This is a genomic window from Sinomicrobium halophytocola (assembly GCF_052983395.1).
On sequence record NZ_JBRKIT010000024.1, the window covers coordinates 294,312 to 312,051 of the forward strand.

General features: G+C 43.8%; 11 protein-coding genes. 3 read left to right on the forward strand and 8 right to left on the reverse strand.

Features of this window, described 5'->3' with window-relative positions; translation table 11 throughout:
* Positions 1 to 10: 10 nt before the first annotated feature.
* Entirely contained in the window at positions 11 to 487 is a 477-nt protein-coding gene (locus ACVBDY_RS08890; protein ID WP_447175120.1) for a hypothetical protein, read from the reverse strand.
* Positions 488 to 552: 65 nt separating this feature from the next.
* Between ACVBDY_RS08890 and ACVBDY_RS08895 the strand changes: the two genes are divergently transcribed.
* Positions 553 to 3,441, forward strand: a complete 2,889-nt coding sequence (locus ACVBDY_RS08895; RefSeq protein ID WP_447175121.1) for an FAD-binding and (Fe-S)-binding domain-containing protein — start codon at positions 553 to 555, stop codon at positions 3,439 to 3,441.
* A 141-nt stretch (positions 3,442 to 3,582) separates the two neighbouring features.
* Here the strand turns inward: ACVBDY_RS08895 and thrC are convergent, their stop codons facing one another.
* The 4 genes from thrC to thrA all read right to left on the reverse strand — a co-directional run bounded on the left by thrC (position 3,583) and on the right by thrA (position 8,923).
* Positions 3,583 to 4,887: a threonine synthase gene (gene thrC, locus ACVBDY_RS08900; protein ID WP_447175122.1), complete on the reverse strand. Its 1,305-nt coding sequence runs from the start codon at positions 4,885 to 4,887 to the stop codon at positions 3,583 to 3,585.
* 6 nt (positions 4,888 to 4,893) lie between these two features.
* Positions 4,894 to 5,460, reverse strand: coding sequence for an AAA family ATPase (locus ACVBDY_RS08905; RefSeq protein ID WP_447175123.1), 567 nt, complete (start codon positions 5,458 to 5,460; stop codon positions 4,894 to 4,896).
* A 17-nt stretch (positions 5,461 to 5,477) separates the two neighbouring features.
* Complete coding sequence (locus ACVBDY_RS08910; protein WP_447175124.1) at positions 5,478 to 6,401, reverse strand: homoserine kinase; 924 nt, start codon at positions 6,399 to 6,401, stop codon at positions 5,478 to 5,480.
* 74 nt (positions 6,402 to 6,475) lie between these two features.
* Positions 6,476 to 8,923: a bifunctional aspartate kinase/homoserine dehydrogenase I gene (gene thrA, locus ACVBDY_RS08915; protein WP_447175125.1), complete on the reverse strand. Its 2,448-nt coding sequence runs from the start codon at positions 8,921 to 8,923 to the stop codon at positions 6,476 to 6,478.
* A gap of 301 nt (positions 8,924 to 9,224) precedes the next feature.
* On the opposite strand from thrA, the gene ACVBDY_RS08920 reads away from it, so the two are divergent.
* Both ACVBDY_RS08920 and hutH read left to right on the forward strand, forming a co-directional pair.
* Positions 9,225 to 10,775, forward strand: a complete 1,551-nt coding sequence (locus ACVBDY_RS08920) for an NAD(P)H-hydrate dehydratase (protein WP_447175126.1) — start codon at positions 9,225 to 9,227, stop codon at positions 10,773 to 10,775.
* A 121-nt stretch (positions 10,776 to 10,896) separates the two neighbouring features.
* Complete coding sequence (gene hutH, locus ACVBDY_RS08925) at positions 10,897 to 12,408, forward strand: histidine ammonia-lyase (protein ID WP_447175127.1); 1,512 nt, start codon at positions 10,897 to 10,899, stop codon at positions 12,406 to 12,408.
* A gap of 62 nt (positions 12,409 to 12,470) precedes the next feature.
* Here the strand turns inward: hutH and ACVBDY_RS08930 are convergent, their stop codons facing one another.
* The 3 genes from ACVBDY_RS08930 to ACVBDY_RS08940 form a co-directional block, all read right to left on the reverse strand.
* On the reverse strand, positions 12,471 to 12,857 hold the full coding sequence (locus ACVBDY_RS08930) for a hypothetical protein (RefSeq protein WP_447175128.1): 387 nt from the start codon (positions 12,855 to 12,857) through the stop codon (positions 12,471 to 12,473).
* Between the two features lie 247 nt (positions 12,858 to 13,104).
* A complete protein-coding gene (gene rimK, locus ACVBDY_RS08935; RefSeq protein WP_447175129.1) occupies positions 13,105 to 14,496 on the reverse strand; it encodes a 30S ribosomal protein S6--L-glutamate ligase in 1,392 nt (463 codons plus the stop codon).
* A 192-nt stretch (positions 14,497 to 14,688) separates the two neighbouring features.
* Entirely contained in the window at positions 14,689 to 17,241 is a 2,553-nt protein-coding gene (locus tag ACVBDY_RS08940) for an ATP-dependent Clp protease ATP-binding subunit (protein WP_447175130.1), read from the reverse strand.
* Between the last annotated feature and the right edge of the window lie 499 nt (positions 17,242 to 17,740).

Genomic DNA, 17,740 nt, shown 5'->3' on the forward strand with positions numbered 1-17,740 from the left:
TTTCAGTATATTAGAACTGGAATCGGATACCGAGAGCGATGTCCAGATCGAGATCATCCCTGTAGTGGTCATTGAATCCCAGTTCCGGACGCATATCCAGAGAGAGTACAAGGGGAATATCGAAGTTATACTCAAGGCCAATGTCTCCTGCCAGGAATAAAAAACTTCCGCTTTCGTCCAGCCTGTCATTGTCGTAACTACCCAATCCGCCACCGGCACCTGCAAACCAGTTAAAGTTGCCATCAAGTCTCCATACCCATTGGTGAAGCGCGGTAAGTTTAACGGCATCTACGTGACGCGAATCGCGCCATCCGAGATCGAGTTCCAGGCGGGTATTACTTTTTAACAATCTTTGATAGGATACCTCTGCACCAAATCCGTCACTGTCACCAATACGCAATCCCAAAGCATTGGGAGATATTCGCTGTGCGTGAGATACGGAAGCAACGCCGAGTACAACAATTAAGAACAAGAATATTTTTCTCATATGGTTCAATTTAACTTTGTTTAATGCCAATACAACGCTATTTTTACACAAATCTTATCAGAATCATGTTAAAATCGGCAGGTTTACAGCTTGAAGGAGAGATACAAAATGATGATTTACATCGAAATATCTATGCCACAGATGCTTCCGTATATCGGAAACTTCCCCTTGCGGTAGCATATCCCCGTACCAAAGAAGATATAAGAAAACTAATTGCTTACGCTTCGCAGAACAATTTATCGCTCATCCCCAGAACGGCAGGAACTTCCCTGGCAGGGCAGTGTGTCGGAGAGGGGATTGTGGTAGATGTTTCGCGTTACTTCACTAAAATATTCCACGTCGACCAGGAAAAGAAGACAGTAGATGTGGAGCCGGGAGTAATAAGGGATGAACTGAATGAATATTTGCACTTGTATGACCTCTTTTTCGGCCCTAATACATCCACTTCCAATCGTTGTATGATAGGAGGAATGGTCGGTAATAATTCCAGCGGAACAACCTCCATCCAATATGGAGTCACCCGGGATAAGGTATTGGAAATAGAAGCTGTTTTATCCGACGGATCGGAGGTTGTGTTTAAATCTTTATCAGATAAAGAACTTGAAGAAAAGCTTAAATTAAAAACCTTAGAAGGTAATATATATAGAAGTTTACACGAAAAATTAATATCACAGAAAGTAAGAGAACGTATACACAATGCCTATCCCAAACCCGAAATTCACAGGAGAAATAACGGATATGCCATTGATGAGATTATCAGGCAGAAACCGTTTGAGCGGAACGGGGAAAATTTTAATCTCTGTAAGTTAATCTGTGGCAGCGAAGGCACATTGGCCTTTATTACCAGGATCAAATTGCAACTGGAAGACCTTCCCCCGAAACACAGCGTTATGGTGGCAGCGCATTTTGAGAGTATCGAAAGTTGCCTCAGCGCTGTTGTGCCGGTAATGCGGCACAACCTGTTTACCTGTGAAATGATGGATAAGGTTATACTGGATTGTACCAAAAATAACAAGAACCAGATGGCCAATCGCTTTTTTATAGAAGGAGACCCCCAGGCTATTCTTATGCTGGAGTTGAGATCGGATGACGTAGAGATGTTGGAGGAGAGAAAAAGCAGGTTAGTGGAAACGCTTGTGGAAAGCAGACAGAGTTATGCTTACCCGGTGCTATATGGCGATGATATTCAGAAAGCACTGGAACTCCGGAAAGCCGGATTGGGACTGTTAGGCAACATTGTGGGAGATAAAAAGGCTGTGGCTTGCATAGAAGACACTGCGGTAGCCCTGAATGATCTTGCTCCCTACATTACAGAATTTTCGGCTCTGATGAAGAAATACGACCAAAGAGCGGTTTATTACGCCCATGCCGGGGCGGGAGAATTGCACTTACGGCCGATACTTAACCTGAAGGCTTCAGAAGATGTGGTTATGTTTCGCCGTATAACTACAGATGTGGCACAACTGGTGAAAAAATATAACGGCTCCCTGAGCGGAGAGCACGGGGACGGAATAGTGCGTTCGGAGTTTATGAAACTAATGCTGGGGGAGGAAAATTATCAACTATTAACGGAAATAAAGTTTGTTTTTGATCCGAAAAATATCTTCAACCCGGGAAAAATAGTTCATTCTCTCCCGATGGACGAATCCCTTAGATATGAAAAGGATCGCAAAGAACCGGAAATACGCACGTTTCTCGATTTTTCAGGATCAGAAGGAATACTGCGGGCTACGGAACAATGTAACGGTAGTGGTGATTGCCGGAAAACCCATTTGTCGGCCGGAGCTATGTGCCCGAGTTACCACGCGACGAAAAACGAAAAGGATACGACACGCGCCAGAGCCAATACTTTACGGGAATTTCTTACCCGGTCTGAAAAAGAAAACAAGTTCAACCATAAGGAGATCAAAGAAGTACTCGATCTCTGTTTAAGTTGCAAAGCCTGTAGTAGTGAATGCCCTAGCAATGTGGATATGGCTACTTTAAAAGCGGAATTTCTTTACCAATACCAAAAGGAAAACGGAACTAGCTTCCGGGACAAAGCTTTTGCCTATAATACGAAACTGAATAGTTTTGTATCCATTTTTCCCTGGTTGGTAAATGAGGTATACCGAAATAACATTACGGCAGGACTGCTTAAAAAAGTGATCGGTATTGCGCCGGAAAGGAGTTTCCCTCCGTTAAAACCTTTTAAAAGGTCAATTTCAGAAACGAAAAATATTAAAGATAAAGTAGAAGTAATTCTTTTTATCGATGAGTTTACCAATTATTTAGATGGAGATATTGGAAGTGATGCGGTAGATCTTTTACAAGGGTTAGGATATCGTATTCGGATTTATAAAGGAGATAGTGGGCGCCCCTTTATTTCCAAAGGTTTTTTGAAGCAGGCGGCTAAAGTTGCGGACAGCAATATAGAAAAATTGCGAGGACTGGTTTCCGGAAATTGCCCGTTGATCGGGTTGGAGCCTTCCGCTGTCCTGTCGTTCAGGGATGAATACCTGAAGCTGGCTACCGATAAGAAAGAAGCGACCAGGATCGCCCGGAATTCGTTTTTGATTGAAGAGTTTCTCGCAGGAGAGGTACAAAAAGGAAATATTACCGCGGCACAGTTCACGGATGATTCCAGGCAGGTGAAAATACACAGCCATTGTCATCAAAAAGCCCTGTCCAATCAGAAAGTCACGTTTGATATCCTCAACCTGCCCGAAAACTACAATGTCCGTATCATTAACAGCGGTTGTTGTGGAATGGCCGGTTCTTTCGGTTATGAAAAAGAACACTATGAAGTGAGTATGAAAGTAGGAGGGCTACGATTGTTCCCTGCCGTACGGGATGCGGAAGGTGATACTATTATTGCAGCGAACGGTACCAGTTGCAGGCACCAGATACTGGACGGGACGGGCAGAAAAGCAAAACACCCGGTTACCATACTGAAAGATGCTTTGAGAAAATAACGGAAATAAGATATTCAAAGGTGTTTCAGTTTATATGATCCGATCATTGAGAAAAGGCCGGGAAACCTGATCTGAAGATTTCCCGGTTCTGCCCGGAATATTACTGTTTTTAATTCTCAACGGATTTTGTGCAATCAGAGTTTACCTGGCATCCAGGAGGAAAGTTTTAAGTTCATCATAAGAACTTATGTTCTGCTTCACTTTTTCTTTACCCATTACCGTTTGAATCTGCTCCGGGATACCTAAATTCACTCCCAGTGTTTCTTCCACAATATCCAGGAATTTTACCGGGTGTGCTGTTTCGAGGAATATTCCGGTTTTTCCGGGATTTTTGTCAAGATAAGCTTTAAGTCCCAGGTAACCTACGGCACCATGCGGATCGGCGATATAACCGGATTTTTTGTAAAGTGCGGCCATGGTATTTCGCGTGGTTTCATCCGTAAAACTACAAGATGAAAATTTAGCTTTCAACGTTTCTATGTCATTGTCGAAAAGCTGTTGTATACGTACAAAATTACTCGGATTCCCTACGTCCATGGCATTAGAGATTGTCTGTCTGGACGGTTTTGGTGAATACACACCACTTTTAAGGTATTGAGGTACTGTATCGTTAATATTCGTAGCCGCTACGAAATGATTTACAGGAAGCCCTAGTTTATTGGCCATAATACCCGCGCAAATGTTTCCGAAGTTTCCGCTCGGCACAGCAAATACGACCTCTTTATTCTTGTTTTTCAGTTGTTTGTAGGCAAAAAAGAAATAGAACATTTGTGGTAGCCATCGGGCTACATTAATAGAGTTGGCCGAGGTGAGGTTCTTTTCTTTTAATATTTTATCCAGAAAGGCGGTTTTAACCATATCCTGGCAATCGTCAAAAGTACCATTTACTTCCAGTGCGGTTATATTCTGTCCCAGGGTCGTGAGCTGCCTTTCCTGTATATCGCTCACCTTTCCGGAAGGGTAGAGGATAACCACGTCCACACCTTCCACGCCGAGGAAACCGTTTGCTACAGCACCCCCGGTATCTCCGGAAGTGGCAACAAGAACGGTTACTTTCTCCGAATCCTGCTTTCTGCCCCGGTTAAAATACCCGAGGCATCTGGCCATAAACCGGGCCCCGACATCTTTGAAAGCCATGGTGGGCCCGTGAAACAATTCGAGAGAGTAGACATCTTCTTCTATTTTCTCCAGAGGAAAGTCGAAAGATAACGTATCGTTCACAATACTGCGAAGTTCTTCTTCCGGTATTTCGTTTCCGACGAATTGTTCTATGGCCCGGAAGGCAATTTCCGCCTTAGAAAGGTTTTCGAGGTCTTTTATGAAATCAGACTCCAGCGGACGTACCGGTTCAGGAAAATACAATCCTTTGTCCGGAGCAAGTCCCTGTATTACGGCATCTCTGAAAGATGCTTTTTCACTTTTGCGGTTTAAGCTGTAATAGTTCATTATTTTTTACAAGTTGAGATGGTTCAGTATAAATTTCACACGGTCCTCCAAATTGGTTCTCGGGAGTTCCACTATTTCATAATTCAATCTGGTATATGTTTCGCGCATCACTTCATAAGTTTTCAGGGCTTCTTCAAAATCCTGTTTTCGCTCTTCGTCAAGCCGGTATATCTCTTCCCACGCCGGGAAAAGAAATACCTTGCTATTATAACGATACCTGTGTATTTCATTTTCCGATTCTTCAGATAACGAAATATTCTCCAGGCGGGAATACGCAAGAGAATCCGGAATGCCACGGTCAAAGAGAAGGATATCTGTTGGTTTTCTTTCCTTTGCGGAACGGTAAGAATCTATTGAACGGCTTAGCATCATATCCCTGTACTTTTTCTTGTCTTTCCAGGGTAAAGCATTCCCTTTACTATCCATTTGTTCGCGGATGATCTCTCTTGCCACTTCCGGAACACATTCCAGTCCGGGTCGGGATAAGGCCTGGAGGGTTGTGGTCTTTCCTACTCCCGGTCCTCCGGTAAAGACATAAAATCTTTTTTCTTCCTGCGTATTCTTACCAAGCATTTTCCTAAGGATATTTTTCAGGAAAGGATTCGCATCCCTTCTATGTTAATACCGGAAACGTGTACGTCAAAATCTACTCCTGCATCGGCGTATATTCCGGCCATGGCTTCTGCCACTTTTGCAGCGGTGTCCTGTCCTTTGCTCAAGGCAAAAATGGACGGGCCGGAACCGGAAATCCCTCCTCCAAGTGCCCCCGTATCTAATGCGGCCTGTTTCACCTGGTCGAATTTAGGAATGAGCAAACTGCGCAGAGGTTCAATAATGACATCGTTAAGCGATCTGGAAATCAGCTCGTAATCTTCGGTATAGAGCCCGCTTACGAGACCTCCCAGATTCCCCCATTGCTGAATGGCTTTTTTTAATGGTACGGAGTGTTTCAGTACGGAACGGGCGTCTGCAGTTTTAACCTCGATCTGCGGGTGTATGACGGAAGCAAAAAGCTCTCCGGGGGTATGCAGTTTTATAACATCCAGGGGTTCGTAGCTACGCACCAGGGAAAAGCCGCCGAGAAGGGCAGGGGCCACATTGTCCGCATGAAGTGCGCCGCTGGCCAGTTTTTCCCCTTCCATGGCAAAGGGAATAAGTTCCGCTGCGGAAAAAGGTTCCCCGAGAAGCTTATTCATGCCAAATACGGCCCCCGCCGCACTTGCCGCGCTACTTCCTATACCGCTTCCGGGCTTTATCTTTTTGTATATCTCTATTTCAAACCCCTGCGAACTTCCGAGGGCTTTAAGCATGGCCAGGGCAGACACACCTGCCACATTCTTTTCAACCTGGAGGGGGAGTTCCTGGCCCTCGATCCTGGTAATGGATACCTTGCCGTTATCTGTTTTCCGGACCACCATTTCGTCTCCTACCGTATCCAGGCATAATCCGAGTACGTCAAATCCACAGGTCACATTTGCAATGGTTGCCGGGCAAAAAAATCGTATTTCGTTCATTTTGTCATTTTTTAAAGCAGTAGATGTCCGATCGGTTGGTAACAGATAATAAACCGGACATCTTTTATGGATAGCTACATATTCCCGGCCCTTATGATATCGGCGAATATCCCCGACGCGGTAACATCGGCCCCGGCCCCGGCCCCTTTTACAAGCAGGGGCTGTTCATTATACCTTTCCGTAAAGAACAGCACGATATTATCTTTTCCTTCCAGGTTGTAGAAAGGATGGTCTTTGGGTATATGCTGAAGTCCGACTTTAGCTTTGCCCTCTTCAAATTGTGCTACATATTTCAGCCTGCATCCTTTAGAAGTAGCATCCATGTATATTTTTTCGAAATGTGACTTGTAATCTACCAGGGATTTGTAAAAATCATCTACTGAAACTGTATCCAGGCTCTCTTGCGGGAGGAAAGATTCGTTTTCGATATCGGCAATCTCCAATGCATAACCACTTTCCCGGGCAAGGATGAGTATTTTTCGCATTACATCAATACCGCTCAAGTCTATTTTTGGGTCCGGTTCGGTATAACCTTCTGTTTGTGCCTGCTTTACGACCTCGTTAAAAGAGCTCTTATCATCGAAGTTGTTGAATACAAAATTAAGGCTTCCGGAAAGCACGGCCTGTATCTTATTTACCTTATCTCCGGAAGCTACCAGGTTTTTGAGCGTGTCAATAATCGGTAACCCGGCTCCTACATTGGTTTCGAACAGGAAAGGTGCATTGTACTTCCTGGAAAGGTCTTTCAGAAGGGAATAGTGTTCAAAATCTGAAGAACAAGCTATTTTGTTACAGGTTACCACGGCAATACTGTTTTTCAGGTAATCCGCATAAGTTGCAGCTACGATGTCGCTGGCCGTGTTATCTACGAATATACTGTTCCTGAGGTTGAGTTCTTTTACCTTTTCAAAGAATTTTTCCTTCCCGGCTGTTTCTCCGTTTTCCAGGGCTTCCTTCCAGTTTTTCAGATCTATCCCGTTGTCGTCAAAATACATTTTCCGGGAATTGGAAAGCGCCACAACCCTTACATTAAGCCGCAGTTTCTCTTTGAGATACTTTTTTTGCCGGTCTATCTGGTTGAGAAATTTTTCACCTACATTCCCGACACCCATCACAAAGATATTGAGTTGTTTAACATTATCTTCAAAGAAACGCTCGTGTAGGGTATTCAACGCTTTTTTAACATCGGATTTATGGATCACGGCAGAAATGTTCCGCTCCGAAGCTCCCTGCGCTATGGCCCTGATGTTTACATTGTTTTGTCCGAGGGCGCTGAACATTTTACCGCTGAGTCCCTGATGGCTTTTCATATTATCACCAACCAGGGCTACGATGGCCAGATTGTCTTCTACGATTACCGGGTTCAGTTTTTTTGCAGCTATTTCGTACTCAAAAGCTTCATTTATCGCCTTTTCCGCTTTTTGCTTATCTTTTTCGGCGATACCGATACATATGGAATGTTCGGAAGAAGCCTGGGTGATAAGGGCTACATTGATATTGTGCAGGGAGAGCACTTCGAAAAACCGTTTGGAAATACCGGATATCCCAACCATACCACTACCTTCCAGGGAAAGTAGCGCCATACTATCTATGTGGCTGATCCCACGAACGGGACGGGAGGAACCATTGGTGTTTTTACGTATAAAAGTGCCTTTTTTTTCCGGGTGAAAGGTATTGCGTATATGAATAGGGATCCCTCTGAGAAGTACGGGCTGAATGGTTGGCGGATACAGTACTTTAGCTCCGAAATGAGACAGTTCCATGGCTTCTTCATAAGAGATATCGGGTATGGCGAAAGCTTGTTTTACCAGTTTCGGGTTTGCAGTATACATACCGCTTACATCAGTCCATATTTCCAATACGGAAGCATGTACCGCAGCTGCTATGATAGCTGCTGTATAGTCCGATCCGCCTCTTCCGAGTGTGGTAGAATTTCCACCTACTGAAGAAGCAACAAACCCGGGAGCTACGATTGTTTTATAGGTTACGGTACCAAAATAAGTTTCACAAAGGTGGTTGGTAGCGGTAAAGTCAACAGCGGCCCTGCCGTAATTTTCATCGGTTTTGATGAGGGTCCGGCTGTCTTTGTGAATAGCATCCACACCTTCGGAAATAAAGAATTCACCTATAATATAAGAGGAAAGAAGTTCTCCGTACCCAAGTATCCTGTCCAGTAATTTTGATGTGGTTTCACCGATCAGGAAAGCTCCTTCCAAAAGGGTTTCCAGGGTATTTAGCTCTCTTTTAACGGCACTGAGAGTTTTGCTTTGGGAGGAAACAGGGAGTAGTTCCCTGGCAATATCCAGGTGCCGTTTCTCTATTTCTTCCATTATTTGTGTATAGTCTTCGTTCCGCAGGGCAGCCTGTTCGGCCGCTTCAAGGAGAAGGTCGGTAACACCGCTAAAAGCAGATACAACAACTACCTGTTTATCATTTATGGCGTTGCTTTCTACAATTTTTTTTACCAATTTTATGCGTTCAGCATTGGCAACGGATGAACCTCCGAATTTTAAAACTTTCATGTGTGAAAAATCTTGAGTTGATTATAAGTATTAAGGGTTTGAATGTCTGGTTCAAACAGGGGAATATGGATTATATGAAAGAAATTATACCCCAAAGGGGGTAATAATACCTGTAGTAATAATGCCAAAAGATATCATCCCGGATGTAGAAGTACATCCTTTAGAAGTAATGGGTGATATGTTAAAAGTCTCTGACACTTGTTAAAGTATTGATAGTCCAAATGTAGTACATTTGCTAAGAGGAGCAAACATTTTTTTAACTTTTGCGAAATTTTTAACGAAAAAATAAAAACTCAAAATAATGAATATTTTTTCCCTGAAACAAATACATGAAGCTGACAGATTAACAATTTTGAATGAAAATATAACCAGTGATGCACTGATGGAGAGGGCAGGAAGGAAGGTTTTTGAGTGGTTGCATAACAGGTTACAGGGCAATCCGGTGCACATCCATGTTTTTTGCGGTATCGGGAACAATGGTGGTGACGGACTTGTTATTGCGCGTCACCTGCTGGAGAACAAGTACCATGTTAAAGCGTATGTTGTGGATTTCAATGAAAAAAGATCACCGGATTTTCTCCTCAACCTGGACAGAATAAAAAATATGAAGCACTGGCCGGAACATTTCAACGGGGATAATGGGGAAGAACTGCCGAAAATAGGCCGTGAAGATATTGTAGTAGATGCTATTTTCGGGGTCGGACTTAACCGGCCGCCTTCCGGATGGGTGAGCGATCTGGTGAAGCATATCAACACTACCGGAGCTTTCGTACTTTCCGTAGATATGCCTTCCGGGTTGTTTATGGATGCTGTTCCGGAGCAGGGAACCCCGGTTATCCAGGCCACACATACATTGACGTTCCAATTTCCTAAACTGGTGTTTTTCCTTCCGGATACCGGTATTTATACGACTTCCTGGGAAGTGCTGGATATTGGCCTGGACAAAGAGTACCTGCAAAGCACGGAACCCGAAGCCGTATTTATAGAAAAAGAGGAAGCCCTGTCTTTCTATCTTCCAAGAAAGAAATTTTCGCATAAAGGTACTTACGGGCATGCCTTGCTTATAGGTGGCAGTTACGGTAAAATAGGGGCTGTTTACCTTTCAGCAAAGGCTTGCCTGACCTCGGGCGCCGGACTCGTCACTACATATACACCCCGTTGCGGATATTCGGTGCTTCAGACAGCATTACCGGAAAGTATGGCCCTTACGGATGCTAATGACGAACATATCTCCACGATAGCATTTGATATAGAGCCACAGGTGATAGGTATAGGTATGGGACTGGGGAAACATATGGCTACGGTAGATGCTTTTAAAGCGTTCCTGCAGAAAAACAATACCCCCCTGGTAATTGATGCCGATGCCCTTAATATACTATCTGAGAATCCTGAGTTGTTCCGATGGATACCGGCAAAATCCGTATTCACTCCACATCCGAAGGAATTGGAGCGGTTAGTGGGGGCGTGGAAGGACGATATGGAAAAACTGGAAAAAGGAAAGGCTTTTGCAAAAGAACACGACCTGGTCCTGGTTATGAAAGACGCACATACAGTTGTCGTGTATAACGAAAGGTTATATGTGAACAGTACCGGGAACCCCGGAATGGCAACCGGAGGGAGCGGGGATGTTCTGACCGGGATCATAACGGGACTAATAAGCCAGGGGTATACCCCTGTCAACGCGGCTATATTCGGGGTTTATCTTCACGGGAAGGCCGGAGATATTGCTGTTTCCAACACAGGTTATGAAGCGCTTACGGCAAGTGGGATCATAGATTATACGGGAGATGCTTTCCTGGACCTTTTTGCCCGCCCGGAGAATCCGTCGACCGGACAGGAAACGAAACAATAGAAGAGCAGGGAAAATCACGTTTTTTTCAGTTTTCGCTTTTCATAATAAATAATTAGCAATAAAAACTTGGATTTTTTGGTTTGAATGTGGAATTTTGACCGATTTTTCAACTTCTACAGGAATGAGGGATACACACTATATATGCACGGACATACTGAATTTGGAGCAGATACTGGATATCGTCCGGAACAATAAGAAGATAGCGCTTTCTGAAGAAGCCAAACTCAATATAAAAAAGTGCAGAGCGTATCTGGATGAGAAGCTGAAAAGCCCAAAAGAGCCCATTTATGGGATCAATACGGGGTTCGGATCGTTATATAATATTAAAATTTCGGGGGAGCATCTCAGCAGGTTACAGGAAAACCTGGTGATGTCCCACGCTTGCGGGACCGGGGAGAAAGTACCTGTGGATATTGTAAAACTGATGTTGCTTCTCAAGGTACAGGCTCTTTCTTATGGTTATAGCGGTGTTCAGTTGTCCACGGCACAAAGGCTTATTGATTTTTATAATAACGATATTATTCCCGTGGTATATACACAGGGGTCGCTCGGGGCTTCGGGAGACCTGGCTCCTCTTGCTCACCTGGCATTGCCATTGATAGGAAAGGGAGAAGTGTATTATAAAGGGGAAATGGTAGCGGCAAATGAAATGATGAAATTAATGGAGTGGGAACCTGTGCAGCTACAGTCCAAAGAAGGTCTGGCCCTGCTAAACGGAACCCAGTTTATGAGTGCTTATGGGATATCCCTGGTGATACGTTCGTATAAACTTTCTTATCTGGCCGATCTGATAGGGAGTATTTCGCTGGAAGCTTATGATGGCAGGATAGAGCCTTTTGATGCATCCATTCACCTCATAAGGCCGCATCGCGGGCAGGTGAAGACAGCGGAAAGAATTTCCGGTTTCCTCAAAGGAAGTGAACTTATAGCCAGGAAAAAGAAGCATGTTCAGGATCCGTATTCATTCCGTTGCATGCCGCAGGTACATGGAGCTACGAAGGATACGCTGAATTTTGTCCGGAAAACATTTAAAACAGAAATTAATTCGGTTACGGACAATCCAAATATCTTCCAGGATGAAGACAAAATATTATCGGGAGGGAATTTTCACGGGCAGACGCTCGCACTTGCCCTGGACTACCTGGCCATAGCTATGGCTGAACTGGGAAATATTTCGGAACGGAGAACATATCAATTGGTCTCCGGACTGAGGGGATTACCGGCTTTTCTGGTTAACGATCCCGGACTTAATTCAGGTTTGATGATACCACAATATACGGCTGCAAGCATTGTAAGCCAGAATAAACAACTCGCTTCACCGGCCAGCGTGGACAGTATCGTATCTTCCAACGGACAGGAAGACCATGTGAGTATGGGGGCCAATGCCGCTACCAAATGCCTGCGGTTACTGGATAACGTAGAGCGTATCCTCGCTATTGAGTTACTCAACGCATCTCAGGCACTGGTATTTCGTGAACCCGCAAAAACATCGCCGTTTCTGGAGGAGTTCCTGAAGAACTTCCGAAAGAAAGTACCATTTATCAGTCAGGACAGGATCTTACATAATGATATTGCAAATGCCATCATCTTTTTAAAAGATTATAGTATAGATGAGGAAATGCTGACGGATTAAACGGACCGGGTTTAAGAATTGTGGAAATTATAACCGGACGATTTTGTGCTGAAATATAGCAGTTAATCGAAGGTAACCCCGGAAGCATTTACATTATGCTGTATCCAGTTTTTGGCATTTTCCAGATTATAAAAATACTGAAAAGGCTTTTTGCAGAACAATTCTTCTATCCTGGAACTAAGCCTCTGTGCGGATGTACTGACCACAATAGCAATGGCAACAAAATTTTCTATTTTCTCCACTTCCAGATAGGTAAAAGGATCAATGGAATAAGAATATATCCTGTTGGAAATATAGCCGAATGGTTTGCCTTTAAAATTTTCGAGACAAAGAGAGATAAGAATCTTGTTTTGCTCTGATACAACATGTGTCCCTTCGTTTATTTCCGAAATAACGAAGTTCTCGTGGAATTCGAGATATCCAAAGTCCAGTTTTACTCTTTTTGTCATAATGAGCGGGCTGTTTCCCGGTTAAAAAGATACATCAAAAAGTATAGGTTGTTTTGAAAGGACGGTACGAAAGTAAAACGGCTTTGAAGTAAATAGAAAAAAACTAGATGAAAGGCACATATTTTCGAAGAAAAAGCTTTTCATTCGGAAAAAGAAGGATTGTGCAAGCATCCTGAAAAATGATATGTGCGTGAAGGAGGGGGAGAGAAAAGAGGCGTTTCACTGGAAAACAACCTCTTTTTGACAGTTATGAATCTTTATATTCCTTCGGATTGTATTTCAGGTATTTTTCGATGGCTTTGATCATCAGGGAAGCAATATCTTTTTCCGTAGCGGTTTCGATACCTTCGAGGCCCGGTGAAGAATTTACTTCAAGAAGTAATGGCCCTTTGGAAGAACGGATGATATCCACCCCTGCAACCTGAAGTCCCATGGCTTTGGCTGCTTTTACGGCAATTCTTTTTTCTTCCGAAGTAACCCTTATGAGTGAGGCTGTACCACCGAGATGCATATTGGCGCGGAATTCTCCGGGAGGAGCTTCCCTTTGCATGGCTGCCACAACCTTACCGTCTATAACAAAACAACGGATATCCTTACCGTTCGCTTCTTTTATGAATTCCTGAACCAGAATGTTTGCATTCAGGCTTTTGAAGGCATTGATAACACTTTCTGCTGCTTTTTTTGTTTCGGCCAATACAACCCCTTTACCCTGGGTGCCTTCCAATAGCTTGATGATAAGTGGAGAACCTCCTACCATTTTAATAAGGTCGTTAGTATCCAAAGGGGAATTGGCAAACCCGGTGGTAGGGATGTCAATACCGTTGTTAAGAAGCAATTGCAGGGAAAACAATTTGTCCCTGGACTGGTTTATAGCGGCAGCACTGTTCAGGCAAAATATTTTAAGAGATTCGAACTGCCTGGTCAGGGCGCAACCGTAAAACGTCATTGCCGGACGGATACGGGGGATTACGGCATCAAGGTCATTGAGTATTTTCCCTCCCCTGTAATGTATTTCAGGGGTTTTGGCATCCAGTTTCATATAGCACTGACGGATGTTAAAAAACCGTACATCATGACCTCTTCGTTCTCCTGCCTCGATGATCCGGCGGTTACTGTAAAGATCGGGATTACTTGCCAGAACCCCTATTTTCAGTCCGTCTCGGCTTTCTATTTTAAGTTTGTATTCACTCTCCACATCTTCGTCGGACATTTCACCCAATAAAAAGCTGCTTTCAGGGTCTACGAGCATGCGCCCCATCATGGCTTCCCGGCCTAGCAGCATCCGGTATCCCATACTGTCCCTGTTGGTAAGCGTGAGTTCAATATCCCAGGCCGAACCGTTGATATGCAGGGCAGTCCGGATAACATACCTGTTTTCCCGGTTTCCAGTAGAACTTTTTACGACTCTTTTGTCGATGACAAGCGCTTCGCAGTGCGTAAGTTTCTTACCATTATTTTGAATAGGGAAAACATCGAAGGTTACCCAGGTTTCATTGTTTCGCTGAAACGGGTTTATGTTTACCGCATGTAGGGCAGAAGTTTTTGCTCCGCTGTCTACGCGTACTTTTATTGCGGGAATCTGAAGTTGGGGGAGGGCAACCCACTCTTCACTTCCAACGATGGTCTTGTTTTCTGTCATGGTATGTTTTATGTAATAAGGTTGCTTTTTTGCCGCAGCAAATAAACTACAATATATCAAAATTTTAAAAGAAAAAATTGTAAATCTATTGTTATCTTTTTACCAGACAACGGGATACCTGAAAAAATAAAAGCCGTACTTTAAACAGAAACGTAAAGTACGGCTTTATACTTGAATACAGTTATACAAATATTAACTGTTGGTGGGCTCTTCTGCTTTTTTTATAGCTACAGTAAGTTCTTCCTTATCTTTATCCAGATCCATAAAGATGCTGTCGCCTTCCGCAAGTTTGGAAGTGATGATCTCTTCGGCGAGAGTATCTTCTATATACTTCTGGATAGCTCTTTTAAGCGGACGTGCGCCGTATTGCTTGTCAAATCCTTTTTCGGCGATATAATCCTTGGCGGCATCACTTAATTTAAGATTGTAACCGAGGTCTTTGATACGGATATAAAGCCTTTCGAGTTCGATATCTATGATCTTATGAATATCTTCTCTTTCGAGCGGATTAAAGACCACGACATCATCTATTCGGTTCAGGAATTCCGGAGCGAAGGCTTTTTTGAGGGCATTTTCAATAACACTTTTCTGATAATCATCTGCCTGAGCCTTTTTTGCTGCTGTACCAAAACCAACACCCTGGCCAAAGTCCTTAATCTGGCGGGCCCCGATATTGGAAGTCATTATTATAATGGTATTCCTGAAATCCACTTTTCTTCCCAGGCTATCGGTCAGATAACCGTCGTCCAATACCTGGAGCAGCATATTAAATACATCCGGGTGCGCTTTTTCCACCTCATCGAGAAGGATAACCGCATATGGTTTTCTGCGTATTTTTTCCGTAAGCTGTCCACCTTCTTCATACCCTACGTATCCGGGAGGTGCACCTATGAGTCTGGATATGGCAAATTTTTCCATATACTCACTCATATCAATTCGTACAAGGGAGTCTTCGGAATCAAATAATTCTCTTGCGAGTACTTTGGCCAGCTGGGTTTTTCCCACACCGGTCTGCCCCAGGAAAATAAATGACCCTATGGGTTTGTTTGGATCCTTTAGTCCGGCCCGGTTTCTCTGGATGGCTTTGACCACTTTACCAACAGCTTCATCCTGCCCGATAACTTTACCTTTGATAAGGTCCGGAAGCTTTGCCAGCTTGCTGCTTTCTGCCTGGGCTATACGGTTAACAGGAACACCACTCATCATAGAAACCACATCCGCAACGTTGTCTTCAGTAACGGTTTCCCGGTGCAGTTTACTTTCTTCTTCCCATTTTTCCTGGGCAGCTGCCAGATCCTTTTCAAGGCGTTTTTCATCATCACGCAACTTGGCGGCTTCTTCGTATTTTTGTTTTTTGACCACCGAATTTTTGAGGACCCTCACATCTTCGAGTTGTTTTTCAAGTTCGAGTATCTGCTTGGGCACTTGCATGTTGGTGATATGCACCCTGGAACCGGACTCATCCAGTGCATCGATGGCTTTGTCCGGAAGGTAACGATCTGTCATATACCTGTTTGTGAGTTTTACACAGGCTTCTATAGCCTCTTCTGTGTAATTCACATTATGATGCTCTTCGTATTTCTCTTTGATGTTGTGCAGTATCTCTATAGTTTCCTCTACCGTTGTCGGTTCTACGATAACCTTCTGGAAACGTCGTTCCAAAGCCCCGTCTTTTTCGATATATTGCCGGTATTCGTCCAGAGTCGTGGCACCTACACATTGTATTTCTCCCCTTGCCAGGGCAGGTTTAAACATGTTGGAGGCGTCCAGGCTGCCCGTTGCACCACCAGCACCAACAATAGTGTGAATCTCGTCGATGAAGAGGATGATATCGTCGTTTTTTTCCAGTTCGTTCATCACGGCTTTCATTCTTTCTTCGAACTGTCCGCGGTATTTGGTCCCGGCTACCAGGGAGGCCAGATCCAGAGTAACCACACGTTTATTGTACAGTATCCTGGAAACCTTCTTCTTAATGATCCTCAGGGCCAGACCTTCGGCAATGGCACTTTTACCAACACCGGGTTCTCCGACCAGTAACGGGTTGTTTTTCTTTCTTCTGCTGAGTATCTGTGATACCCGTTCTATTTCCTTTTCTCTTCCTACTACAGGGTCCAGTTTACCTTCTTCGGCCAGTTGCGTCAAATCACGTCCGAAATTATCCAGGACCGGAGTCTTGGATTTTTTGGTAGATTTACCCCCGGAAGGATTGTTAAAAGGGTTGTCCCTTGAAGGTTCATCCGCAGCTCCCGGTTCATCCGAAAAAGATTCGGCGGAAGGCAGGTCTATGTATTCATCTTCGCTTGCACTCATAAACTTGAATTGTTCTTTGACCCCGTCATAGTCTACCTTAAGCTTGTTCAGTAATTTGGTAGTAGGGTCGTTTTCATTTCTCAGTATACAGAGCAAAAGGTGCGCTGTGTTTATGGAAGAACTCTGAAAGAGCTTGGCTTCCAGGAATGTTGTCTTTAAAGCGCGTTCCGCTTGTCTGGTGAGATGTAAATTCTTTTTGTCGTTGGCAACAAAAGCAGAGCTTGAATTTGCCGGACTCAGTATTTCCACTTTTCTCCGCAGCGTATCCAGGTCCACATCCATTGCATTAAGTATGTTTATTGCTTTGCCACTACCGTCACGCAGTAGTCCAAGCATAAGGTGTTCCGTGCCTATAAAATCATGTCCGAGACGAAGCGCCTCTTCCTTACTATAAGCAATAACATCTTTTACTCTCGGTGAAAAATTGTCATCCATAATTTTGTCTCCTTTCGAATATCCCCGACATCACTAAAAAGGTATGGGCCGCGGGGAACAGGTTTAAAAATAAAAAAAATCTACAACGATATTACAAAAACCATACCCTTTGAAGTGGAACGTACTGCTAATAGACGAAAAATCTATGAAAAACAAAAATTTTTAACGTGCATTTTATTAACCGTCTCCGGGATGCTGATGCCAGGGCTAGTAAGGTATTGTGTGCGTACCCTTTCGTTTTCTATGGCTCCTTAGGGTAAAAATGCTCTTTCGGGGTGCTGTAAGGGTATTGGAATGCTTCCGTAAAAGCGGGGAATACACGCATTTGCTTGTGGATAGGTAAATGCTGCGAAGGCGCAAATATACTGGTTATCAACAGGAAAAATATACATTGAGCTATGTATCATTACTGTTAATAAAATACTTAAAAAAGCAAAGGGTTTTACTCAAGGGAAGTGGATAAAATCCGTATATTGGCTCGATTTGAAATTAAACCTGT

Bases quoted from the DNA above. Each gene is read 5' to 3' on its own strand.
- ACVBDY_RS08895 (WP_447175121.1), top strand. From the start codon at position 553: ATGTTAAAATCGGCAGGTTTACAGCTTGAAGGAGAGATACAAAATGAT.
- rimK (WP_447175129.1), bottom strand. From the start codon at position 14,496: ATGACAGAAAACAAGACCATCGTTGGAAGTGAAGAGTGGGTTGCCCTC.
- ACVBDY_RS08905 (WP_447175123.1), bottom strand. From the start codon at position 5,460: ATGCTTGGTAAGAATACGCAGGAAGAAAAAAGATTTTATGTCTTTACC.
- ACVBDY_RS08940 (WP_447175130.1), bottom strand. From the start codon at position 17,241: ATGGATGACAATTTTTCACCGAGAGTAAAAGATGTTATTGCTTATAGT.
- ACVBDY_RS08910 (WP_447175124.1), bottom strand. From the start codon at position 6,401: ATGAACGAAATACGATTTTTTTGCCCGGCAACCATTGCAAATGTGACC.
- hutH (WP_447175127.1), top strand. From the start codon at position 10,897: ATGAGGGATACACACTATATATGCACGGACATACTGAATTTGGAGCAG.
- thrA (WP_447175125.1), bottom strand. From the start codon at position 8,923: ATGAAAGTTTTAAAATTCGGAGGTTCATCCGTTGCCAATGCTGAACGC.
- ACVBDY_RS08920 (WP_447175126.1), top strand. From the start codon at position 9,225: ATGAATATTTTTTCCCTGAAACAAATACATGAAGCTGACAGATTAACA.
- ACVBDY_RS08890 (WP_447175120.1), bottom strand. From the start codon at position 487: ATGAGAAAAATATTCTTGTTCTTAATTGTTGTACTCGGCGTTGCTTCC.
- ACVBDY_RS08930 (WP_447175128.1), bottom strand. From the start codon at position 12,857: ATGACAAAAAGAGTAAAACTGGACTTTGGATATCTCGAATTCCACGAG.
- thrC (WP_447175122.1), bottom strand. From the start codon at position 4,887: ATGAACTATTACAGCTTAAACCGCAAAAGTGAAAAAGCATCTTTCAGA.